22 protein-coding genes are annotated in these 22,606 nt (G+C 61.2%); 4 read left to right on the top strand and 18 right to left on the bottom strand.

Features of this window, described 5'->3' with window-relative positions; all coding sequences use genetic code 11:
* Nucleotides 1–25 precede the first annotated feature (25 nt).
* From NB231_RS06610 to NB231_RS06640, 7 genes are all read right to left on the bottom strand, one after another.
* Nucleotides 26–250 carry a CsbD family protein gene (locus NB231_RS06610; protein ID WP_005000796.1) on the bottom strand — a complete coding sequence of 75 codons (225 nt, stop codon included), beginning with the start codon at nt 248–250 and terminating at the stop codon, nt 26–28.
* Between the two features lie 658 nt (nt 251–908).
* Entirely contained in the window at nt 909–1,586 is a 678-nt protein-coding gene (locus tag NB231_RS06615) for an alpha/beta fold hydrolase (RefSeq protein WP_005000797.1), read from the bottom strand.
* The gene (locus NB231_RS06620; RefSeq protein WP_198007252.1) at nt 1,570–2,739 is read right to left on the bottom strand and encodes an aminotransferase class I/II-fold pyridoxal phosphate-dependent enzyme; all 1,170 of its coding nucleotides are present in this window, start codon (nt 2,737–2,739) and stop codon (nt 1,570–1,572) included. The genes NB231_RS06615 and NB231_RS06620 overlap by 17 nt, the downstream gene beginning before the upstream one ends.
* Nucleotides 2,740–2,911: 172 nt before the next feature.
* Nucleotides 2,912–4,231, bottom strand: a complete 1,320-nt coding sequence (locus NB231_RS06625; RefSeq protein WP_005000804.1) for an IS4 family transposase — start codon at nt 4,229–4,231, stop codon at nt 2,912–2,914.
* A 43-nt stretch (nt 4,232–4,274) separates the two neighbouring features.
* A complete protein-coding gene (gene pabC, locus NB231_RS06630; RefSeq protein ID WP_005000807.1) occupies nt 4,275–5,117 on the bottom strand; it encodes an aminodeoxychorismate lyase in 843 nt (280 codons plus the stop codon).
* A complete protein-coding gene (locus NB231_RS06635) occupies nt 5,110–6,516 on the bottom strand; it encodes an aminodeoxychorismate synthase component I (RefSeq protein WP_084766259.1) in 1,407 nt (468 codons plus the stop codon). Before NB231_RS06635 ends, pabC begins: the two co-directional genes overlap by 8 nt.
* Before the next feature lie 124 nt (nt 6,517–6,640).
* On the bottom strand, nt 6,641–7,921 hold the full coding sequence (locus tag NB231_RS06640) for a cation:proton antiporter (RefSeq protein ID WP_005000809.1): 1,281 nt from the start codon (nt 7,919–7,921) through the stop codon (nt 6,641–6,643).
* A gap of 195 nt (nt 7,922–8,116) precedes the next feature.
* Between NB231_RS06640 and NB231_RS06645 the strand changes: the two genes are divergently transcribed.
* Nucleotides 8,117–8,734, top strand: coding sequence for a DsbA family oxidoreductase (locus NB231_RS06645; RefSeq protein WP_005000811.1), 618 nt, complete (start codon nt 8,117–8,119; stop codon nt 8,732–8,734).
* A 79-nt stretch (nt 8,735–8,813) separates the two neighbouring features.
* On the opposite strand, the gene NB231_RS06650 is transcribed toward NB231_RS06645, so the two are convergent.
* Both NB231_RS06650 and NB231_RS06655 read right to left on the bottom strand, forming a co-directional pair.
* Nucleotides 8,814–9,107 carry a type II toxin-antitoxin system RelE/ParE family toxin gene (locus NB231_RS06650; protein WP_005000813.1) on the bottom strand — a complete coding sequence of 98 codons (294 nt, stop codon included), beginning with the start codon at nt 9,105–9,107 and terminating at the stop codon, nt 8,814–8,816.
* Complete coding sequence (locus tag NB231_RS06655) at nt 9,095–9,367, bottom strand: CopG family ribbon-helix-helix protein (protein WP_005000814.1); 273 nt, start codon at nt 9,365–9,367, stop codon at nt 9,095–9,097. The genes NB231_RS06650 and NB231_RS06655 overlap by 13 nt, the downstream gene beginning before the upstream one ends.
* Nucleotides 9,368–9,630: 263 nt before the next feature.
* Between NB231_RS06655 and NB231_RS06660 the strand changes: the two genes are divergently transcribed.
* Entirely contained in the window at nt 9,631–9,924 is a 294-nt protein-coding gene (locus NB231_RS06660; protein ID WP_005000819.1) for a DUF4338 domain-containing protein, read from the top strand.
* Between the two features lie 417 nt (nt 9,925–10,341).
* Here the strand turns inward: NB231_RS06660 and NB231_RS06665 are convergent, their stop codons facing one another.
* The 3 genes from NB231_RS06665 to NB231_RS06675 form a co-directional block, all read right to left on the bottom strand.
* Nucleotides 10,342–11,001, bottom strand: a complete 660-nt coding sequence (locus tag NB231_RS06665; protein WP_005000822.1) for a peroxiredoxin — start codon at nt 10,999–11,001, stop codon at nt 10,342–10,344.
* Between the two features lie 267 nt (nt 11,002–11,268).
* Nucleotides 11,269–12,033, bottom strand: coding sequence for a secretin N-terminal domain-containing protein (locus NB231_RS06670; protein ID WP_040661989.1), 765 nt, complete (start codon nt 12,031–12,033; stop codon nt 11,269–11,271).
* A gap of 8 nt (nt 12,034–12,041) precedes the next feature.
* Nucleotides 12,042–12,524, bottom strand: coding sequence for a DUF7931 domain-containing protein (locus NB231_RS06675; protein ID WP_050756062.1), 483 nt, complete (start codon nt 12,522–12,524; stop codon nt 12,042–12,044).
* Nucleotides 12,525–12,917: 393 nt separating this feature from the next.
* Between NB231_RS06675 and NB231_RS06680 the strand changes: the two genes are divergently transcribed.
* Nucleotides 12,918–14,360: an APC family permease gene (locus NB231_RS06680; protein WP_005000827.1), complete on the top strand. Its 1,443-nt coding sequence runs from the start codon at nt 12,918–12,920 to the stop codon at nt 14,358–14,360.
* Here NB231_RS06680 and NB231_RS20250 read toward each other — a convergent pair.
* Nucleotides 14,320–14,643, bottom strand: coding sequence for an IS4/Tn5 family transposase DNA-binding protein (locus NB231_RS20250; RefSeq protein WP_005000829.1), 324 nt, complete (start codon nt 14,641–14,643; stop codon nt 14,320–14,322). The two genes, NB231_RS06680 and NB231_RS20250, sit on opposite strands and share 41 nt — an antisense overlap.
* Before the next feature lie 166 nt (nt 14,644–14,809).
* Between NB231_RS20250 and NB231_RS06690 the strand changes: the two genes are divergently transcribed.
* Complete coding sequence (locus NB231_RS06690) at nt 14,810–15,136, top strand: exosortase system-associated protein, TIGR04073 family (RefSeq protein ID WP_005000832.1); 327 nt, start codon at nt 14,810–14,812, stop codon at nt 15,134–15,136.
* 91 nt (nt 15,137–15,227) lie between these two features.
* Here NB231_RS06690 and NB231_RS19015 read toward each other — a convergent pair whose 3' ends face one another.
* From NB231_RS19015 to NB231_RS06710, 5 genes are all read right to left on the bottom strand, one after another.
* On the bottom strand, nt 15,228–15,350 hold the full coding sequence (locus NB231_RS19015; RefSeq protein ID WP_005000834.1) for a redoxin domain-containing protein: 123 nt from the start codon (nt 15,348–15,350) through the stop codon (nt 15,228–15,230).
* A 337-nt stretch (nt 15,351–15,687) separates the two neighbouring features.
* Entirely contained in the window at nt 15,688–16,887 is a 1,200-nt protein-coding gene (locus tag NB231_RS06695; RefSeq protein ID WP_005000836.1) for an acetyl-CoA C-acyltransferase, read from the bottom strand.
* A gap of 14 nt (nt 16,888–16,901) precedes the next feature.
* On the bottom strand, nt 16,902–19,268 hold the full coding sequence (locus NB231_RS06700) for a 3-hydroxyacyl-CoA dehydrogenase/enoyl-CoA hydratase family protein (protein ID WP_005000838.1): 2,367 nt from the start codon (nt 19,266–19,268) through the stop codon (nt 16,902–16,904).
* A gap of 37 nt (nt 19,269–19,305) precedes the next feature.
* Entirely contained in the window at nt 19,306–21,798 is a 2,493-nt protein-coding gene (locus tag NB231_RS06705) for an acyl-CoA dehydrogenase (RefSeq protein WP_005000840.1), read from the bottom strand.
* A 176-nt stretch (nt 21,799–21,974) separates the two neighbouring features.
* Nucleotides 21,975–22,586 carry a TetR/AcrR family transcriptional regulator gene (locus NB231_RS06710; RefSeq protein ID WP_005000842.1) on the bottom strand — a complete coding sequence of 204 codons (612 nt, stop codon included), beginning with the start codon at nt 22,584–22,586 and terminating at the stop codon, nt 21,975–21,977.
* Nucleotides 22,587–22,606: the final 20 nt, after the last annotated feature.

The raw sequence follows: 22,606 nt of genomic DNA on the forward strand, positions 1-22,606 counted from the left end.
ACAGCCAAAAGCCCGTTGAGCTAATTTACTGTATCCAGTTTTTGATCTCCTGATCAGCCTCCTCCTTGCTGAAGCCGTGAAACCTTTGGAGTCTCCCGGCCAACTCTTGCTCGTATCCCTCAACGAGATCGTCGTTGTCGCTGATGAGTACACCCCATCCCTGCCGGAGTTTGCCCAACATGATATGCCAGTTGCCCGAGGTTAGGTTCCCATACGGTCTCGTCTCGTCCACGTTCATATTTAAGCGCATTTTGGCCTCCTTCAGATTCGCTCGATTTGAGCCACTAACCAACCTAAATATAATATAGCACTAAATAAGTACTATTTCAACTTTTTTGCTATTTTTTATACCCTTACATAGTTTTTCTGTAATTTATAATTAACCTATGGCAAGGAAGCACAGAATGGGGCAATGGTAACGGCCAGCGCTATCGTCGCCGTGGCTCGCAGCCCGCGTCTGAACCACTCCCGTTCCTTTCGGCGCATCCCGTGTGCGGTGGAACTCAGCGACTAAGCGTCGCTGCACCCTAGGTTAATGAGAAGTTACCTGACCCACCGAACACCGACTGGGCAGATTTAATCAGTTTTTTCAATCACCTGGATAACACCAGCGCGGCCTGAATCGACTCGAACAGACTTGTGTGTAATGGAATGGGTTAGAACCCAACATGGTTGATAGTGGCAGACGGGCGGTTTCTACTTCGTTGGGGGCAAGTACATGAGTTAATATTTTCCGCTCGTGCTTCGACCATTCGTCGAGCTCACGGCTCGGCACGAGCGGACATAAAAGTACCGTACATTAATGGATTAGCCGTTCGCCCTGAACCTGTCGAAGGGTGTTATTTAACCTGTTGCAATTGAGGTGAAAATGCCGTTCTGCTTCGACAAGCTCGGCACGAACGGTTTTTTTAAAGGTTCCTTAGCGCAGGCTCTAAAATGGCCCAGCATTGCTGTGCATGCGAGAATGGCAGCGCATGCCCAGCTCCTTCGATTTCGTGGTACAGAGCTTGCGGGCCTAGCGTGTCGAACAGTGCCCAGCCTTGTGAACTGGGCACGATCCGGTCCTCGCTGCCGTGCAATATAATCACGCGTCGTGCTCTCTCGAGCGTGGTCACCGCCATCTTGCTGTGGTCCAACAAACGCAAATCCTCGGCCAATCGGCTCCGGTCGAATTCCCTGTTTAGATGATCTTGGTAGGGGGCAGGCGCATAGCAGCGCCGCATGAAACGGCGCATAACAGCCCCTGGCTCGAGCGCAAATTGCTCCTGCATGCGTTGCAGGATGAGGCGCGATTTCCCTTGTAGCCGCGGCGCTTGCGGATGAAAGTGCAGAAAGCCGCTGAATATGACCAGCAGATCACAAAAATCCAACTGCCGCGGTGGACAAAGATGCAGTCCGTAGGAATGGGTGAAAATAATTTTTCGAGCGTTTGGATCGCTGAATACCGGATCGTAGGAATTGCCGTAATAACCTCGGTCGAACGCCTGCAGCTGCCAGAAAGATGCCAGATAAAGCGGCCATGCACTCCAAGCACTGCAGTCGAACCCCCAGCCGTGAAAGGCCAGTATTTCAGCCTTTAGCCCCATTCCAACCCTGCAAAATCCGCAAGAAATAGTCGATGTAGTCCGGCGTGTGGCCGCTGGATAGCGTAATACGGATCCGCGACCGGCCCGGTTCCACCGTGGGCGGGCGAATCGCCGCCGCCAATATCCCGTGTTGCTCGAGCCACCGGGACAAGCTCAAGGTCAGCCCTTCATCACCGAGCAAAATAGGGATGATCTGTGTGGTCGAACTCTGCGTGTCGAACCCCATCCCGCCTAGCCTGCTCCGCACCCGCTCGGAGAGCCGGTGCAGATAAGCTCTCTCTTGCTCTAATCCGGGCACGAGCTCGAGGGCGGCTTCGATCGATCCGATGACCGGTGGCGGCAAGGCGGTGGTGTAGATAAATCCGGGACAGAAGTTGATCAGATAGTCCTTGATAGGCTCGGCGCAGAGCACGAAGGCGCCGAAGCTGCCGTAAGCCTTGCCGAAGGTCCCGATCACCAGATCGATGCCCTCTTGCCGCGCCGTCAAGCCCAGGCCTTGCTCACCCCAGACCCCGACCGCATGGGCGTCGTCGATGATCAAAAACGCATTGTACTCGCCCGCCAGCTCCACGAGCCGGTCCATATCGCTGCGGTCGCCATCCATGCTGAAAATGGATTCCGTAACGATTAGAATCCGCTCGTAGCACCCGACCGTGGCTCGCAGCCGCCGCTCGAGATCCGTTAGGTCTCGGTGCCGGTAGCGCCTGAAGGTCGCCCGGCTGAGCAACGCGCCCTGGAGCAAGCTATTGTGGCTGAGCTTATCGGCCAGCAGGAGTGCGCCACGTCCGGCGAGCGCGGCAAGCAGCGTGCTGTTGGCCTGGAAACCCGAATTGAAGAGCACAGCGGCTTCACGTCCATACAGGCGCGCCAGCTTTTCCTCCACCCGGGCATGAATATCGAACGTTCCGCACACGAGCCGGGAGCCGGTCGCACCGGCGCCGTGACTGCGCGTATAGGCGGCCGCGCGCTCCCTCAACTTAGGATGGCGCGACAAACCGAGGTAATCGTTGGAGCAGAAGCTCAACATACGCCGGCCATTGCGGTAGACAATTACAGGATCGCTCGGATCGGGCACCAGGGTCTGTAGGGAACGGAATTGGTCGCTGCCTTTACGTTCCGCCAGCGCCCGCTCGATGAACGCGTACTTATCCACGCTGCGCCGCAACCTCTAGTTCAACGCGTGTTAGAACTCGCCACGCTCCAAGATATCACCATCACCCTGGACGACGATTAGGGTTGATTGATTCGCTTTGGCCGACATGCTGATAAGGTCCTTTGGGTCATTTCCCGCCCTTAAGCGCATCCCATTACACACATCGTCATACCTAGTTGAGCTGTCGGGCATAGCGGGCACCCTCGACGAAGACGGCGATCTCCTGCAGGCCGAGCCAGATGGTTTTGGCTCCCGGTTCGCCATCGTGCTTGCGGGCGAGAAAGCCCCCGCGCTGAGCAATCAGGCGTAACACAGTATTGAGAGGCGGCACTTGCCTGGGTATAGGCTTTTTGTTGAGGATGAACGCCGCTCGCCACTCGTCGGGCTCGAATACGAGATCGGCCGGCAAGTCGGGGAGAGTGCGCCCGAGTCGCATCAACCGATTGATCCGCCAGGCGATCACCATATACAGCGCCAGGGCGGTTTGCAGGCGCTCGGTGTCGGCCAGCTGTAGCTGCTCGACCCGACAGCCTTCCTTGAGCACGAGGAAAAACAGCTCGATTTCCCAACGCGCGCGGTACCAATCGATCAGCTCGACGGCCGCCTCCAGCGTGGGAGCCGCCCGGTTGGTCAAAAGCCGCCACACTACCGGTTTGGCACCGGCAGGTGGGTTGACCTCCGAGGCAATCAGGCAGGTCACTTCGAACGGATTGCCCTGCTTGTTTGGTACGGCCACGCGCTGCACGCGCACGGCTTGTTCGACTGAACGGGCCTTGCGCCCGCGCCCGGCGGGCAGCTCAAAGCGCACGTGCCCCAATGGCGCGCTCGCCATGACCCGATCCCAGAGCTTGCCGCCTTCGGGCAGTACCCGGTTGTGCTGGCAGCGCACCAGGTAGTCCGCCGGATAGCCTAGCTCATGCGCCCTGACCAGCAGCGCCAGAATGTCCGACTCGCGGTCGCCGACACAGACCTGCCGCGTCTTGGCCAACTCGTCGGCCTGTTCAGCGATCCGCTCATAGCTCTCTACCCAACGCACACTCTCTAGCAGCCCGCCGCGCGGTTCATCGCCCGCTTTGAAGGCACGCGCCCAGCTCCACGCGTTGATCACCCCCAGTGGTTCGCGCTGCGGTGTCACTACGTACGTCGGATGCAGATACATTCCGCGCTGGGCCTCGTAGCTCAGCGGCCCCAGCCCCTGCATCGTCCGGCCGTTGTAGTCCAGCTCTGTCGTGTCCTGCAGGCATAGCACCACCGCGTGCTCACGCATACGCGCCTGGCTCGCCCTGGCGTGCGCCGTCAGCACCTCCTCCCAGCCCACCTGCGCATTGTGCAAAAACCGATAGGCCGCCGCCGTCTCCGCCCAGCTCTCGCACGCTCCGGGAATGCTCGCCCCCGGCTTTTGCCCTAGCCGTTCAGCCAATAGCACGGCCCGTTGGTTCAACCGCTGATCACCCAGGTCAATCGTCTCGAACTCTGCGTTCGCCCAGCCCATCTTTCCGCACCTCCAGTGCTTCGCACACTCATATGGTACGGATTTATGTGTAATGGGATGCCTTAAGCGTACCCGCAGCACAGGCCTCGATTGCGGCGGCCAACTGCCTAGTTACCGGCCCGAGCGGGTATCGCCGCCGCTGCAAGGCGATAACCGGCCAAATCCCGACCACGGAATTGCAGACAAAGATCTCCTCGGCCTGCGCCAGATTCGGCAAGGAAAGCGTTGTCATTTGGCAGGAGAGCGACTTCCGCGCCGCCGTTTCCAGGATGATCTCTCGCATTACACCGGCTACACCGCTTGCGCTCAAATCCGGCGTCAGCAGGCATCCGGAGCGCACGATGAAGAGATTGGTCATCGTGCCTTCGATCACGCGGCCCTGGTAATCGAGCATCAAACCTTCTTGATAGCGGCTGTCGTCATCCCATTCCAGACGCGCCAACACCTGCTCGAGGCGGTTAAGGTGTTTGAGCCCGGCCAACGCCGGATTGCTCGCCAACCGCGTCCGACAAACCCGCAGCCGAATGCCCTCCTGAGCGTACCGCTGCGCATATGCCGGCCACGGGTGGCGCATGAGGATGCGGTGGCTAGGCACGTCCGGGTCGGGCCGATAACCGCGCCCCCCTACGCCGCGCGTCACGATCAGCTTGATGATTGCCCGCGACTGCCCGGCCGCCAGAGCCGCGATCTCCCGACGCAACTCCGCGACCTCGGGAGGTGTGATTTGCAGCCGAGCACAGCCGGCTTCCAGGCGGCGTAGATGATAGGCCAGCCAGGGAATGCGGCCGTCGCGCACCGCCATGGTCTCGAACAGACCGTCGCCGTATTGCAGCCCACGGTCGCGCGGATCGAGCAGACCCGAGCCATAGTATCCAGCCTCACTCATCGCTACCCAGGTCAGCGGCCGGTTCAAGCGCGAGAATGAGGCCGCGGGCCTTGGCCCGAGTCTCCGCCAACTCCCTATGCGGCACGGAATCGACGACGATCCCGCCGCCGGCCCGGAAACTCAGCGTTTCACCACACCGCTGCATCGTACGGATCAAAATATTGAGGTCCATGCTGCCATCACGGTTGAGATAGCCCATCGAACCGGTGTACGCACCGCGCGCGGCCTGCTCCAGCTCGGCAAGGATTTCCATGCAACGCACTTTCGGGCAACCCGTGATGGTTCCGCCGGGGAAAACGGCGCGAATGACCTCGCCAGGTGATACGGTTTCCACGAGACGTCCCCGCACATTGGAGACAATATGATGAACGTGCGCGTAGGACTCCAAGCTCATCAGCTCATCGACCACGATCGAGCCGGGTTCGCAGATACGGCCTAGGTCGTTGCGTTCGAGATCGATCAGCATGATATGTTCAGCGCGCTCCTTGGGATGGGCAAGCAGCACGCGCCTGCTATCCTGGTCCCGGTTGGGGTCGGAGTGCCGCGGCCGGGTACCGGCGATCGGCCGCGTTTCCACCGTTTGGTCGCGCACCCTCACCAACCGCTCCGGGGACGAGCTGATCACCGCCCGATCGCCCCAAGTGGCCAAACCCGAGAACGGCCCGGGATTGGCCCGCCGTAACCGCCGATACAACTCGCTCGATGTGGTATTCGGTTGCAACCGCCCGGACCAGCGCCGCGACAGATTCACCTGGAATACATCCCCGTCACGGATGTAACGCTCGATGCGATGCACGGCATCGAGATAACGGGACCCTGGTTCCTCTGCCAATGCGCCGGCCAGTACGCTGGAGTAACGCGGCGGCGGGCGGCGGGCCGCGAGCGCCCGGATATCGGCCTCGATGCGCTCGAGCCGATCGATGTATTCAGACTCGGCGACAAGCCAGGTCCGGTTTTGTTCATGGTCGCGAATGACGGCGGCGGGGATGCGGGTCGCCACGGCAATCGGCAACGCCGAGTCTTTCGGCAGCCGCAGCACCGGCTCGATCTCTGCCGCGAGCTCGTAGCCGAGGAATAGGAACCAGCCGCCGGTGAACGGCAGCGGGCAAGCCTCCGGCGAGCCGAGCGACCGGGTCGACTGCGCCCACCAGGCATCCAGGTTGGTCAGAAACCCGCCCGCAGATGCATTGACCGAACCGGATAGCTGCCCACTCGCGCCGAGCTCAAGCGTTTCGCCCGGGAACGCAAACAAAATATCGTAACGCCCCTGAGCGGTGCCGAAAGCGGCACTTTCCAACAGATGCGGATAGCGCTCGGGGCAGTAGGCATGCAGATCCAGCAGATCCACCACCTCATGACACGCGCGGGCGACAGCAAGCGGCGCAGCAACCTTCGTCAACGATCAATCCCCTTTACCGAAGCCGCGCGATAGCTTAACAGGCTCTAACGCCACGCCCTTAACAAGACGTGTATCAGGCACAAGATTTCAAACGGCTTGCCAAGTTTTGCGGGTAGCAGCCGCGTCACTTCTCCTTTACCGCCGCGGCCGGTCCACGGTAAGCCCGGCCATAACGGCCCATCAACGGCGTTACCGAAACACCGTGCACGACAATGGAGAGCGTCACCACGATCAAGGTAATGGAGAGAATTCTGAGGGCAAGAGACTCGGGCAGCCCATGCTGGATAGCGTACATCAGGTAATAGAGCGAGCCGATGCCGCGCACGCCGAACCACGCCGCATAGGCTTTCACTTGCGGCTTCACCGCGGCGCCCAGCAGTCCGAGGTAAACCGCCAAGGGGCGTGCGATCAGGAACACGAAAGCCGCGGTAATGACCGCCTCCCAGGTCCAGGAGTTGAGGAACAGGCTGCCGCCCAGCAGCAGAATCAGCGCGACCTCGGAAAGGCGTTCCAATTGCTCGTTGAATTGCAGCGAGCGGTGAGACATCAGTTCCTCGGCCGGCGCCTGGCCCTGCGGCGGGGTCTTCGGCCGGAGTGCTTGAGGCCGTTCCGTCTGGCGCATGGTCACGGCTGCGGCAAACACAGCCAAGAAAGCGTAGCCTGAGATGGCCAGGGCAATACCGGTGGCCAGCGCGATCAGACCGAGGCCGAGAAAATCATCCATGAACACCGTTTCACTGCGCCAGCGGCGCAACACGCGGACCGATCGCGCCAGTCCCCAACCCAATGCCACCCCCACCCCGATTCCGGCCACGCTCGCCCACAGAACGTCCAGCAGCAGCCAACGGCCACCGGAACCGATGTCGTGGAGGCCGAGTAACCCCAACCCCAGCATCACGAAGGGAAACGCGGTGCCGTCGTTCAACCCGGCCTCGCCCGTAAGACTGAAACGCAGTCGATCGCGATCGCCGGGGCGTTTGACCTGAACGTCGGTGGCCAACACCGGATCCGTGGGCGCCAGTATCGCCCCGATCAGCACCGCCGCTCCCCAAGAAAAACCCAGGTTATAGTGTGCGAACAGGGCTACCAAGCCGATTCCGATCACCATGGCGATGGTGGCGAGTCGCAAGGGTACGCGCCACAGGCTGGCGCGAATGGGAAGCTGCAGTTTCAGGCCGGAGGTGTACAGCGAGATGAGCACCGCAGCCTCTGTGATGACCTCCAACCACGCCGACTGTTTGAGCGGATTAAAATGGAACAGGTGGAAGACCGTCGGGCCGATAACCACGCCAACGATCAGATAGAACAACGCGGACGTCACCGGCATGTGCCTGATGCGCGAGGCGAGCAGGCCCATCGACAAGAGGATGGCGCCTACCAGCAGATACCAGCCGGTAGCAGTCATTCGAAATAATGCCTCAAGCGGATCGAGGCCCACCCGTTTAGCTCAGAATAAGAACACACGAGCTCACCGTGGCGGGCATTGAAGGTTACAGAGCCGAGCGGCGCTCACTTATTACCTTAATGAATCAGTCATCCGGTCGTGTAGAGTAGTTCCGTCGTCATACGGAATCTGACAACCAGACATCCGGAGGTCGGGATGAACGAGCCGCGCAGCTCTGTTCCCATCGAGGTCTATATCGATTATATCTGCCCCTTCTGCTACGTCGGCAACGCCCGCCTCCAGCGCATCGCCCAGCGCTATCCCGTCACTATCCAGTATCGCTTCGTGGAGATCCATCCGGACAACCCGCCCCAAGGCCGCCCGCTCTCTGAGCTCGGCTACCCGCCCGAGCAATGGCGGCGCATGATGGATAACCTCAACGCGATGGTGAGCCAGGAAGGCCTGCCCATGGGCGAGCGAACCTTCACCACCAACTCGCGCAAAGCCCTGCTGCTGGCGCAGGCGACCCTCGACGAGCGCCCGGTGGCCTTCCCGGCACTCAATGAGGCACTCTTCCAAGCCTATTTTACCGAGGGCCGAAACATCGGCGAGGAGGCCGTGTTGCGCGAGCTGGCGCAGCACCACGGGATCGAAGATTTACTCACGCCGGCCTGGGAGACCGCACTGTACCGGCAGCGCTTGCTCGAGCACGTCGAGGCGGCGCAGCAGATCGGGCTAACCGGGGTTCCTACCGTTGTGGTCGCCGATCAACCCTTTGCCGGGGCAGTGTCCATGGAAACCCTTGAAGAAGCTCTGCGCCGGCAAGGCCTGTGACCGAGCGAAGCGGCCCGTTTGCCCATAAACGGTTGTATCTCGCGAACACACACCGACACCGGGCGATTTATGCACTGGGCTAATGGTAGCCTGCTTCTTTTTGATGGTGGACCGCGAGGATAACCGCCGTGTCTCCGTCATAGTGGTATAAAGCGACATACCCGCTGTTGCCGAAGTCGATGAGCCATTCTCGGTATTCAAGCTCCATGTTGTCGACGGGCCGGCCGATGCCGGGACGCCGGGCGAGAATGCGCAGGCCGTCACGAATCGCCGTCACGGCTCGTCGGGCGGCGTCGGTATCCTTCTCGGCAAGGAACTGGTAAAGGCGGTGCACATCGCCCAGCGCCGCTGGCGACCAGATTACCCGTGGCATTCCGGTGGCTTTGCATCCTCTCCGGCAGCCAATTTCGTCAGCCAAGCATCCGCTTCTTCCTGTGTTACGTGGCGGCCGCTGGCCTGGTACTCATTCCAGGCATTGATCGCGTCCTGCCGCAACGCTTCCCGCCTTTCTTCGCGCTCCACATACTGCTCGATGGCCTCGCACATGATCGCATGCGCGGACCGATGCCGTAGGCCGGCCAGATGTCGAACGCGGCTCTTCAGAGCATCATCGAGATTGATGGACGTTGCCATAACCCACCTCTATATTTGTCGAGAATATTTTTAGATATTATTGGATATTAAAGCAGCGGTCTATGCCGTGCTGCACGAGCTGGCGCAGCGCTAATAAAGCCCATCACAAAAACGGTCGCGGCGATGGAATCAGAAAATACCCGCTACAAAGCCTTTCTGGCTCACATCAGTGCAGAAGAGCCGATTCTAATAACCTTCCTACCACCTGACATTGTCCCACATCCTGGCTGGATATTGCCGTCGCGCTCGGATAGTCTGCGGCCATGGTCGTGGACAGGTACAGCGTTGGGCGGGTGCACGGCGCGCGGTGGCGCACCCTCGGCGCTGGTCTGGGTGTTGGCGTCGTACCCGGCGAGCCGAGCGTCACGCTGGCCGATCTCGGGCGCATCGAGTGCGTACCGGTAGTGGATTCCGAGCCGGCGCGGCGCTGGCAGGCGCTGATGACCGCCGAGCATTTCCTCGGGGCCGGACCGTTGGTGGGCGCACGGCTGTGCTATTTGGTAGAGAGCGAGCACTTTGGCGCGATTGGTGCGTTGGCCTTCAGTGCCGCGGCCTAGCGACTCGCCGCGCGGGATCGGTTCATCAGCTTGGCCAGTGCCGCCGCCCTGCGCTCGTCAGGATACTTGGACATCGTTTCCCCTATCGCCCCCCATCTTTATTAGAAGGATAACTCGGTGAGACGACATCTATCCTGACAAGGGGGGCTCCAGCGGCTGCGGGAATCGGCAGAGGCTTTGGAAATCAGTGACCGCCAGAGAATCGTCCGCTTGCTGGTTAAGGCAGCAAACCGGAAATAAACGTCTCAAACCGTGGCAAACGACCGGTTCCGATCTAATGTGGGGCGTGGATTCTAGCATAGACTGCCTTGTTGCGCTGCCGCACAGTCGGCCACCACGGATTCAGGTACAAGGATTGATGAACGCGCGGCTTGGCGCCCGTTTGAATGGCGGGCGCCAAACCTTTGTTACCAACGCTCACTTGGGCTGCGGCACGATGCGGATATAGGGTTTCGGTGCCTTCCAGCCCTCGGGGTACCGCTTGTGGGCCTCCTCGTCGGACACCGCGGGCACGATGATGACATCTTCGCCTTGCTTCCAGTTGACGGGGGTCGCCACCTGATGCTTTGCGGTGAGCTGACAGGCGTCCAGCAAGCGCAGCACTTCATCGAAGTTGCGCCCCGTGCTCATGGGATAGGTGAGCGAGGCCTTGATTTTCTTGTCCGGACCGACGACGAACACCGAACGTACGGTAGCGTTGTCCGCGGGGGTACGGCCTTTCGAGGTATCGCCGACCGTGGCCGGCAGCATATCGTAGAGCTTGGCCACCTTCAGCTCGGGGTCGCCGATCAACGGGTAAGTGACCGCATGCCCCTGGGTTTCCTCGATGTCCTTCAACCACTCCCGGTGGTCGCTCACCGGGTCGACACTCAGACCGATGACCTTGCAATTGCGTTTTTCGAACTCCGACTTCAATCCCGCCATGTAACCGAGCTCGGTGGTGCACACGGGAGTGAAATCCTTGGGATGGGAGAACAGGATCGCCCAGCCGTTGCCGATCCATTCATGAAAGTTGAGCGTCCCTTGCGTCGTCTCGGCCGTGAAATTGGGGGCTTCGTCATTGATACGGAGTGACATGGAGCACCTCCCATTGCTCGCCAGATGACGCTGATCCGCCGGATATAGACTGAAATGGGGCGGCCGCCGGACAGCGACACTACCCCTTCGCACGAACCCATCTAAATAAGATGGACTTCTAGAAGGAGTGCATGAAGTATAGCGCTCGCATGCGGAGTTGCGTGGTGGAGCAGCTGCCTGCCGACAGCTGAGATGGCCGCATGCTGGTTGGCTCGTGGGGCAGAAGATTCGGTGGCGGGAGATCCCTGATCCGGCGAGTGAACCGCCTTACTGCGCAACCTCGACGCGCAGTTCGACCCGTTGCCGAGCCGAGTCGGTGCTGCGGGTACTGTAGACGATGCCGGAACCCTCGCGTGCCGCACCTTCCTGAACCACACCGATCGGAAGCCATGCGCCCAACTCGCCGGAGACGGTGCTGACGATGCGGCGGCTTGGAACCACGCCTTCGACAGCGCCAGCGCTGTCCGCCACGCTGATGTCGACGACGGTGCGGCCAGCGACGAGCCGCGCGGTAGCATAGAAGCCTTCCGGCCAATGGCGGTAGCGCCGACGCTCGGTATAGGCCGCGCCGCCTCTGCGATTCAGCGCCACGAAACGGTCCGTTGTCGGTATGATTTTCCCGGTGTCGATGAACGCAGCTCGGCCCGGCATGGCCGTCACCGTCTGGACCAGGCGAGCGTCTTCCGCCGACCGGCTCCTGTATACCTCGGCACCCTCCCGGCCGGCGCCAAGGCCTTCACTGCCCGCCGCGGCAACGCTGACCCGGCGCACGCTGATCTGCAACGATTGCATAGGGGTATCCAACTTTCGCACCAGCTCCCGCATCCGCTCAATGGCACTCGGGCTGCCACGCACGATCAGCCGCGCGCCGGCTGCCCGGACGACCACGTCCTCGTCCGCCACTGCGGAGAGTGTGGGTAACAGCGTTTCGGCGAGCTGGTGGCGTAACTCGATGACCTCGATCTGCGCCGCCGACGCCGAACTCGCCAGCAAGATCAGCAATAGACCAGCCGCAAGAAAACCGCACCGCACGACCCCTCTCAGAGATGCAACCGACGTAGCTCGGGATCGGAACTGGCTGTCTCCCATAACGCCTCGAACTCCTTGACCAGCGCGCGTGCCAGCACCGGATCGTCCGGGCTGGCCATTCCTTGATAGCTCATCCAATACAGACGATGAACCACGGCGCGGCGGTCCACCACGAGAAAGGCATCCAGGCGCTCGCGCGTATCCTCCGCCAGCCGGCGTATCTCGATGAACGATGTCAGTTGCCGGGCGAGCTCGATGAGGCGATGCCCCCGGCTCACCGCTGGGGTGCTGTCACGTACTAGGATATGAACTCGGGCCCGTCCCCCAGAGACGGCCAGCGCACGCAGCGCGCTCAAAAAGGGCGGATAATCATAGAGGTGCGGCTCCAGGTCGGGACTATAGAGGTGGAGCTCGCGCCGGGCGTTCATAGTCAGCTCGACGTTGGCCTGCTGCACCTCGCCCAGCGAATCCAGCGTGCTCGAAGCGATATTCATCGCGCCTCCTAATCCCTCGTCCATGCGCTTGGGCATACCAGACTGTCTGGATCTCGACTATAGGAAATGCAAACGCCGGCCTCTACCACCCGTGTCACACTCTACTACCTTGAAAGCCGCCCACGGCTCAGCCGAACAAGGACCCTTGCGACCGTGACTGCCGTCGGCCTGCCTCTATCCGATCTCGAAAATCCCCGCCGTCCTCATTATTCAAGCGCCAGGTCGTCGCCAGGCCGACCGATACCGGAACACTGGGTAAAAATATATGCACAGACCGTCGCGCATCATCACCACAGCATGCTGCACGGCGCTGTAAGTGATAGTAGCCTTCTACCAGGCAACGCCAATAACACAAGCAAGCGGCCCTATGGCGCCATGCCGAGGTTATAATTAATGGATTTGCTCCGTACCAAACCGATTGACACCAATCTCACCAAAGACACGGGCTTAAAGCGGGTGCTGGGTCCCGTACACCTCACCTTGATGGGTATCGGCGCCATTATCGGCACCGGCATTTTCGTGCTCACCGGCATCGGCGCGGCCAATTACGCCGGCCCGGCGCTGGTCTTGTCCTTTCTGCTGGCTGGCACGGTCTGCACCTGCGCCGCATTGGCCTACGCCGAGCTGGCCGCCTCCATCGGCGGCAGCGGCAGTGCGTATGCCTACGGCTATGCGGGCCTCGGCGAATTCCCCGCCTGGATCATCGGCTGGATGCTGATTCTGGAATACACCATCGCCATTTCCGCCGTCTCGCTCGGCTGGTCAGGCTATGTAAACAATGCCCTACAAGCCATGGACTGGGGCCTGCCGAGCAGGCTGCTGCATTCGCCGTTCGATGCGGATACCCCCGGCCTCATCAACCTGCCGGCGTCCCTGATCATTCTTGCGCTGGGCGGACTGCTGCTCTCCGGTGCCAAAATGAGCGCCCTGTTCAACGCCGTCGTGGTATGCATCAAGGTGAGCGTGGTGCTGTTGTTCATCGCCGTGGCGGCGTTTCATGTGGACCCGAACAACTGGGTGCCTTTCATCCCGGAACCGGCCCTGAACGTACGCGGTGAAGCAGCTTTCGGCTGGCACGGCATTGCCGCCGGCGCCGCGATCGTATTTTTCGCCTACATCGGTTTTGATGCGGTTTCCACCGCGGCCGAGGAAACCGCCAAGCCGCAGCGCGATCTGCCGATCGGCATTCTCGCCTCGCTCGGCATTTGCACCGTGTTGTACATCATGGTATCCGGCTTGCTGACCGGTATCATGAATTACACACTGCTCAACACGCCCTCGCCGATCTCTGATGCCCTGCTGCACGTAGGGGTGAACTGGGCCGCCGGTGTCATTGCGTTGGGCGCCATCGCTGGCTTGACCACCGTGATGTTGGTGCTCTACTACGCGCTTACCCGCATCCTGTTCGCTATTTCGCGTGACGGCCTGCTGCCGCGCTTTTTCGCCCACATCAGTCCACACACCAAAAGCCCGGTGCGTGCCATCATACTGATGGGCGTCATCATGGCGCTGATTAGCGGCCTGATTCCATTGGGCGACCTGGCTGAACTCACCAACATCGGCACCCTCGGCGCCTTCGCCGTAGTATGCGCCGGCGTGCTGGTGCTGCGCCGCGCCCGTCCCGAGTTGCCGCGCCCGTTCAAGGTACCGGGCGGCCCTGTGCTGCCGGTGCTCGGCATCCTCGGCTGTCTCTATCTGATGATCAATCTGCAGCACACGACTTGGCTTGCCTTCCTGATCTGGAACGGTATCGGTCTTTTGATTTACTTTGGATACTCGTATCGCGGCAGCCTGCTCAACGGTGGTTCGGTAGCGGAATCAAGCGGCTCCAACTGACCTGGTTTTTGCAAGAATTCTCACTGTGCTTGGATACAGGCAAAAATACATGCCGATTTTCCGTTGTCAGCAAGCGCCACTCAATGGGCTTGGCACCCGCCGGGGCGCCGATCTCCTGGGCGAAGAAGCGATAAGCGGCTTGGGTCTCTCCCCAGCCATTGCAGACGCCCGGGATGCTCGCGGCCGGCTTGTCGGCCAAGCGCTCGAGCAACAATACGACCCGGCTGTCGAGACGCCGGTCGCCCAAATCGATACCCTCGAACTCCGCGGCTACCCAGCCCATAACGCCTCCGCAACGTACCTGAGAGCAGCATGCTACAACGCTCCGCTAAAGTTTTACGTAAAGAGATGGGTCTATTGCCATCCCCTGAAAACGGGCGTTAAATGGCATTTTATAATGACTTTTTTTCTACCTGAATTTGTAGATGCCAGCGACGAGGGAGGTGAAAATGAACAAAATTCGATTTTCGATTTTGGCCGCTTGCTTGACGCTGCTGCTTCTGGGAACGTCCGAGGTTTACGCCCAAACGGCAATGGACAAATTCGGCCGTGGGCTCGCCGGAATGACCTGCGGCGTGATGGAATTGCCCGGAAACATTGTTCAGGAGACCCGGCTTCACGGGGCGGCCGGTCTGCCCAAAGGGATTGCCTTGGGGTTGGGGATGATCGTGGCGCGGGAACTGGTCGGGGTCTACGAATTCCTGACCGCGCCTTTCCCGATCCCGGCCGACTACCAGCCCGTCCTTACCCCCGCCTATCCGTGGGATTACTTTTAACAGAGCGGCCGGACGCATGTCGTAGAGCTTGGCCACCTTCAAGCTTGGGGCCGCCAATCAGCGGCTAGCTAACCGCATGTCCTTGAGTTTGCTAGATGTCCTTCAACCATTTTTGATGATCGCTCACCGAATCGACACTCAGGCCGACGATCTTGCAATTGCGTTTTTCGAGCTCCGGCTTCAACCCCGCCATGTAACCGAGTTGATGGTACACACGGGGTGGAATCCTTGGGATAGGAGAACACGATTGCCCAACCGTTACCGATCCATTCATGGAAGTGGAGCGCTTGAAGTATAGCGTTGGCGCGCGGAATTGCGTGGCGAAACGGATCGATCTACCGGGGCTTCCAGCCCTTGGCGGTTAGGGGCCCACCCTTCGCCGGCGCGGTGTCCACAGCTACCCCTGCAGGGCTTTGCACCGAGAAGACGTGCGACCGGCAAAAGCCCAGAGAGAGTTCACTGCACGCCCTGCCTGCATGCCGGCGCAGGCGCCCTCGCCCCGAACGGATGGCTTACAGCGGGGCAGAGTGTGGCTGCAAAAGAACCCGCCGCTATACCGCCTCGAAAATTCCCGCCGCCCCCATGCCGCTGCCGACGCACATGGTGACCATTCCGTAGCGCAGGCCGCGCCGGTGCAGGCCGTGCAACAGGGTGGCCGTGCGGATGGCGCCGGTGGCACCGAGCGGATGACCGAGCGCGATGGCCCCGCCCAGAGGGTTAACCCGCTCGGGGTCGAGCTCCAACTCGCGGATCACCGCCACGCTCTGGGCCGCGAACGCCTCGTTGAGCTCGATCCATTCGAGCTGCTCCTGACTCAGACCCGCTCGCTCGAGTGCCCTTGGGATCGCTAGCTTCGGACCGATGCCCATGATCTGCGGCGGCACGCCGATCACGCTGTAGGCCACCCAGCGAGCCAGCGGCTGGATGCCAAGGCGCTTAATCATCCGCTCGCTCATGACCACGACCGCCCCGGCCCCGTCGCTGGTTTGCGAACTATTGCCCGCCGTCACCGACCCCTGCGCCGCAAACACTGGGCGCAGTTTGGCGAGCGCCTCCTGGTTGGTGCCGCGTCTTGGTCCCTCGTCGATGTCCACGATTTGCTCGTGCACCGTGACGGTCTGGCCGTCCGCAGAAGGTGCCCGCTGCTGTACGGTATAGGGCAGAATCTCGGCTTTGAACTCGCCCGTCTCGATGGCGTGCAAAGCGCGCTGATGGCTTTGCACGGCGAAGGCATCCTGGTCCTCGCGCGCGACCCGCCAGCGCTCGGCCACCTTCTCGGCAGTCAAACCCATGCCGAAGGCGATACCGACCTCCTCGTCGTGCGCAAAGATCGCGGGGTTGAACGAGGGCTTGTTGCCCATCCAGGGGATGGCGCTCATGCTCTCGGTACCGCCGGCGATGATGCAATCGGCTTCGCCAAGCCGCACCCGATCCGCTGCCATAGCGATGGTCTGCAGCCCGGAAGCGCAGAATCGATTGACGGTGGCCCCCGGCACCGAATCCGGCAGGCCGGCGAGCAAGGCCCCCATACGGGCCACGTTGAGCCCCTGCGCCGCCTCGGGCATGGCGCAGCCGATGAGTACATCTTCGATCGCCGCCGGCTCCAAACCGGGAACCGCGTCGATTACCCCGCGCAATACATGGACCAGCAGATCATCCGGGCGGGTAGAGCGGAACACGCCGCGCGGCGCCTTGCCCACGGGCGTGCGCACGGCCGCTACGATGAAGGCATCCTGAATCTGTGCCGCCATGGCCTCCTCCTGGATCAATTACGCAACGGCTTACCGGTCTTGAGCGTGTGGACGATCCGATCCCGAGTCTTTGGATTGCGCAGCAGCGCCATAAAACCCTCGCGCTCGAGATGCAGCAGCCAATCCTCGGATACACTGAGCCCGGCGTCCACCTCACCACCGCATAGCGTAGTGGCTAATCGCGCGGCGACCTCATAGTCGTACGCTGATATGAAGCCGCCGGAGCGCAGGTTGACCAAAAAGGCCTTGAGCGTCGCAACGCCGTCTCGCCCTGCAACCCGAACAGGGCGCTTCAAAGGCGCGCGATAGCCGGCTTCGGCCAGCGCGATGGCCTGCTGCTGCGCCACGTGCAACACCTCGTCGGGATGCAAAATGACCGTGCTGTTGGAGCCCAACAGACCCAGCGCTTGCGCCTCACGCGCACTCTTCGCCACATTGGCCTTGGCGACCGTCTCGAAGTAGCCCCGCAGGAAGGGAAACGGATCACCGTCCGGGGCACGCTGCGCGGCTCGCAACGCAAGTTCCTTACAACCGCCACCGGCCGGAATGAGTCCGACCCCCGTTTCGACCAGGCCGATATAGCTCTCAAGCGCGGCCACCACATGATCGCAGTGCATAAGAAACTCGCAGCCGCCGCCCAGCGCCATTCCGCGCACACCGGCAACTACCGGAATCGGGGCCTCGCGCAGGCAAGCGGTGGCCTGTTGGAACCGTGCCAGCATCCGCTCTAGGCCGTCATAGTCTTCGCTCTCGAGGGCCTCGACCACCTGTTTGAGGTTGGCGCCGACCGAAAACGGCTCGGAGTCCTGCCACAGCACGAGGGCCCGGCAGCGGCGCTCGGCGATGCTCACGGCTTCGATGACCCCATCCAAAACGTCACCGCCGATCGCATGCTGCCGCGACTTGAAGCTCAGAATCGCGATGCCCGACTCGAGACTCCACAAACGCACCGCTTCGGTCTCGAACATCGTCCCGCCGCAGGCGGCCGGCCGCTCGCCCAGGACTTGGTCGGGGAAATATTGCCGCTGGTAGACCGGCAAATTGGAGCGTGCCCGATATACTTGATCCAGCGGCGCATAGGAACCCTCGGCCGTGTGCACCGCTTCGATCCGATGTATCCAATCGGGCAGCGCCACTTTCGCCAGCGCCTCCCCGGCGTCGATATCCGCCTGGATGGCCGCCGCCGTCTCGCGCCAGCCGGCTGCCTGCCAAAGCTCGAACGGCCCGCGTTGCCAGCCGAAACCCCACCGAATGGCCAGATCGACAGCACGCGCATTATCCGCGATGGAGGCAAGCAGATACGCCGCGTAATGGAACGTATCCCGGTGAATGCACCAGAGGAAGTGCGCCTGCGGATGATCGGACCGGCGCAGCCGTTCGAGCAAGGTAGCCGGATCGGCTTGGCTGAGAATCTCCTGGAGCTCCGGGGCGGCTTCCTGTCGAGCCGGTCGGTACTCGGCCCGCTCGGTGTCCAACACCTGGATCTCCTTACCCACCTTGCGGTAAACGCCGGCACCTGTTTTCTGCCCCAGCGCTCCGCTCTCGATGAGTTGGCCCATCCAGGCGGGCAGCTTCAGGCAGCCCACCCAGGGATCGTCCTTTAACCGCTCGGTCGAGCCCTCGACCACATGCTGCAAGGTATCCAAACCCACCACGTCGGCCGTTCGAAACGTGGCGCTTTTAGGCCGACCAACAGCCGGGCCGGTCAGCGCATCCACCACATCGAACGGCAGATCGAGCCGATCGGCGTGATGCATCGCCGCCATCAGTGCGAACACGCCGATGCGGTTACCAATGAAATTCGGCGTATCGCGCGCGCGGATGACGCCCTTGCCCAGAGTGGTAGTGAGAAAACTCTCCAGTTGATCGAGCACCCAGGGCGCAGTCCGCTCGCTTGGAGTCAGCTCCACCAGACGCATGTAGCGTGGCGGATTGAAGAAATGAATCCCGCAAAAGCGCTCTTGGATCGCCTCAGGGAGCACCTCGGCCAGTTGGTCGATCGACAGCCCCGAAGTGTTACTGCCGACTAGGGCCTGGGGCGTAAGGTAAGGGGCAATCCGAGCATATAGATCGCGCTTGATCTCGATCCGCTCGGCCACGGCCTCGATCACCAAATCGCAATCACGCAGCGCTTCCAGATTCTCCTCGTAATTGGCCGGCACAATCAGCTCGGCATGCTCCGGTGTGGCGAGCGGGTTTGGCTGCAATTTGCGCAACCGCTCGATTGCCTTTTGCACATGCGCATTCGGCTCGGCACCCTCGGCCGGCAGTTCGAACAACACCGCTCGTACGCCGGCATTCACTAGATGGGCCGCAATCTGCGCCCCCATCACACCGGCACCGAGGACGGCGGCACAGCGTACGTGAATGACTTCGCTCATCCTTATGCTCTCCTTCTCAGCGGCCTACTCACGGAACTCACTCGACGGCCTGGCGAGCCCATGCAACCTCCCGGCGTGCGCTCAGCGCTTTGCGCTCCTCCTCTGGCGCCAGCTCGGCCGGGTCGAAGGCGTCGGTCTGGATGACATCCCAGCGCAGCCGCTCGTATTCACGAACCAACTCCGCCTGCTCGCGGTCGAGCACCCCATGCTCCAAACAGGAGGCGAGCTGTTCCTCGAAGGTGTAGCCCTTGATCGCTTCCTTGCCAAGCGCTTTGATGAAACGTTGATACGGCCTCTCCGCCCGCAACAGCATATTAAACGCGGCCTCGATACGGCCGACCGGATCAGCGGCGGAACGGCCTAGATAGACATGCTGGGTGATGCGATCACGCACCCCGCCGGCCTCCATCATCTGCCGAGCAAGGCGAGCACTGATCCGATCGCTCGGCGCTTTGTAAGGTCGACCCAGTGGGAATACCACAAACCGCAGCACACGCCCCAAACCGATAGCCGGGAAATTGTCGAAAAACCCGTCAAAGGCTTCGTAAATTGCGCTCAGACAGAATTCGAGCGCCCACTGCACCGAAGCGAGCTCCTGCTCGGGCCGACCGGCATCGGCATGGTATTTGAGCACCGCCGAGGCGAGATAGAGGTTGCTCAGCACATCGCCCAGGCGCGCAGAGAGGCGTTCCTTGCGCTTGAGCTCACCGCCGAGCACGCCCAACGTCACATCGGCAACGAACGCCAAGGCAGCGCTCATCCGCGTGAGCTCACGATAATAACGCGCCGTGGGCCCAACAACAGGAGCTGCGGCAAGACGCGCGCGGGTCAGGGCATGGGTAAAGGCACGCACGCCGCGGCTGCTGGTATACGTGATATGGGCGGAGAGCAACCGATCGAATCGCTCCAGGCCCCGCTGCGAGTCGCTGTCGTGCACGGCGGCCATTTCATCGAGCACATACGGATGGCAGCGAATGGCACCCTGGCCGAAGATTATCAGGCTCCGCGTGAGAATATTCGCGCCCTCGACGGTGATGGCCACAGGGATGGACTGATACACGTAGCCCAGGTAATTACGCGGACCATAAATAATGGTTCGCCCGCCGTGAACATCCATGGCATCGTTGACGCTCCGGCGCATGTGCTCGGTCATGTGATATTTGGCTATGGCTGAGACCACCGCCGGCTTGACGCCTAGATCGCCGGCGCTGGCCGTCAGCACGCGGGTCGCTTCCAGCAAATAAGTGCGCCCGGCGATGCGGGCCATGGCTTCCTGCACGCCCTCGAACTCACCGATCGGCAGCTTGAACTGTTGGCGAATACGGGCATAAGCGCCGGTCATGCGGTAGCTGAGCTTGCTCGCCGCCGCGCCCAGCGCCGGCAGTGAGATGGCCCGTCCCACCGCAAGGCATTCCACCAACATCCGCCAACCCTTGCCGGCCATAGACTGACCGCCGATGATCCAGTCGAGGGGAATGAACACGTCCTCGCCCTCGATCGGTCCGTTCATGAATGCCAGCCCCATTGGGAAGTGGCGCCGGCCGATGCGCACCCCGGGGTGGTTTGCCGGAATCAACGCGCAGGTAATCCCAAGCTGCTCCTCATCGCCGAGCAAGCGTTGCGGATCGTAGAGTTTGAACGCCAACCCGAGCACGGTGGCAACCGGAGCCAGGGTGATATAGCGCTTGCGGAAACTCAAACGGATGCCGAGCACTTCTTGGCCGCGGCGCTCGCCTTTGCAGACGATCCCATAGTCGGGCATGGAACCGGCATCCGAGCCCACATCCGGGCCGGTCAAGGCGAAGCAGGGAATCTCGCGGCCATCAGCGAGTCTCGGCAGCCAATAATCCTTCTGCGGCTGGGTCCCGTACTTCATCAGCAATTCGCCCGGTCCGAGCGAATTCGGAACCATCACGGTCACCGCCGCATCGAGGCTGCGTGTTGAGATCTTGGTGACGACAGTGGACTGCGCCAGGCTGGAGAACGCACGGCCACCGTACTCTTTGGGGATGATCAGGCTGAAAAAACCTTCCCGCTTCAGATAGTCCCAGACTTGCGGCGGTAGATCGTGATCCTTGCGCACGATGCGATCCTGATCGAGCATCTCACAGAGCATTTCCACCTGGTGGTCGAGAAACGCCTGCTCCTCGGGCGTGAACTGCGTCACTTGAAAACCGAGCAGCTTGGACCAGTTGGGTTGGCCCCGAAACAGCTCCGCCTCCCACCAGATGTCGCCGGCCTCCAGCGCCTCTTGCTCGGTCGCGCTCAGGGCGGGCAGCGTCGCACGGAACAGATCGAATACGGGGCGTGCGATCAACTGACGGCGGATCTTTCCGACATTGAGCACCACCGCCGCTGGAATGAAAAGTACCGCCGCGATGAGCAATCCCAGCGCACCCAATCCCCCCGTGATAAACAAAGCCAGCAGGTAAGCCGTGATGGCCGCGGTCCAAATTGTCCGGGACACACCCGCGTAGGCCAGCACCCAAACACCGGCAATTCCGATCAAAGTCGCAATCAGAGCGTACATAACACTCCTCCCTTGGTGCCGGGCAAGCGGCACCCCGGCTCTCGCCGGCGGCTAACCCGACTGCTGAGGATCCCCAAAAACCGCGTTCCGCATCGTCATCCCAGAGCCGCCTGGAATCCATGTCCTGTCTAAATTAAGGAGACTTCCATAATTCGGAAATTATCCTACGCCGCCTGCTATGAGTTGGTGGATCCGTCCGCACGCATGAGCTCCCGAGTGTATCCTGGAATGAGCATCTCACCGATGAAATGCATGTATTCGTGGAACTCGTCTTCGGCGGGAATGACCTCCGGGGCATCGCGGCGCAGCTGTAGAGTCCCGAGAAACACCGAATAGGCCAATATCGCACGCTGCCAGGCTTCACCCGCCGAAAGCCCCATGGCCGCATAACACTCGCGCAGAAACTCGACTCGATGGTCCATCACGCGCCGCACCACGATCTGAATCGGATGGTTTTCTATTGCACCGGTAAGCGCTAGATAGAGCCGTCCCGCGCGCCGACTGCCGTCCGCCTCACGAAACAAACGCGCCAGTCGCTTGCGTGGATCCCGTTCCTGCGCGGCCCGAGCAAGCACCTCGTCGGTCTCGCGACGCTCCCATTGCTCGAGTGCCGCCTGAACCAACGCCTGTCGGTTGGCGAAATGCCAATAAAAACTTCCTTTGGTGACGCCGAGCCGGCGGGCCAGAGGCTCTACCGCAACCGTATCGAAACCGGACTCGGCAATAATCTCCAGCGCCGCTTCGGCCCAAGCATCGGCTGTTAATGGCTGCCTAGTGTTTCCCTGCATGTCAGCCAATCTAGACCATA

The sequence above is a fragment of the Nitrococcus mobilis Nb-231 genome (assembly GCF_000153205.1).
Lineage (GTDB): Bacteria > Pseudomonadota > Gammaproteobacteria > Nitrococcales > Nitrococcaceae > Nitrococcus > Nitrococcus mobilis.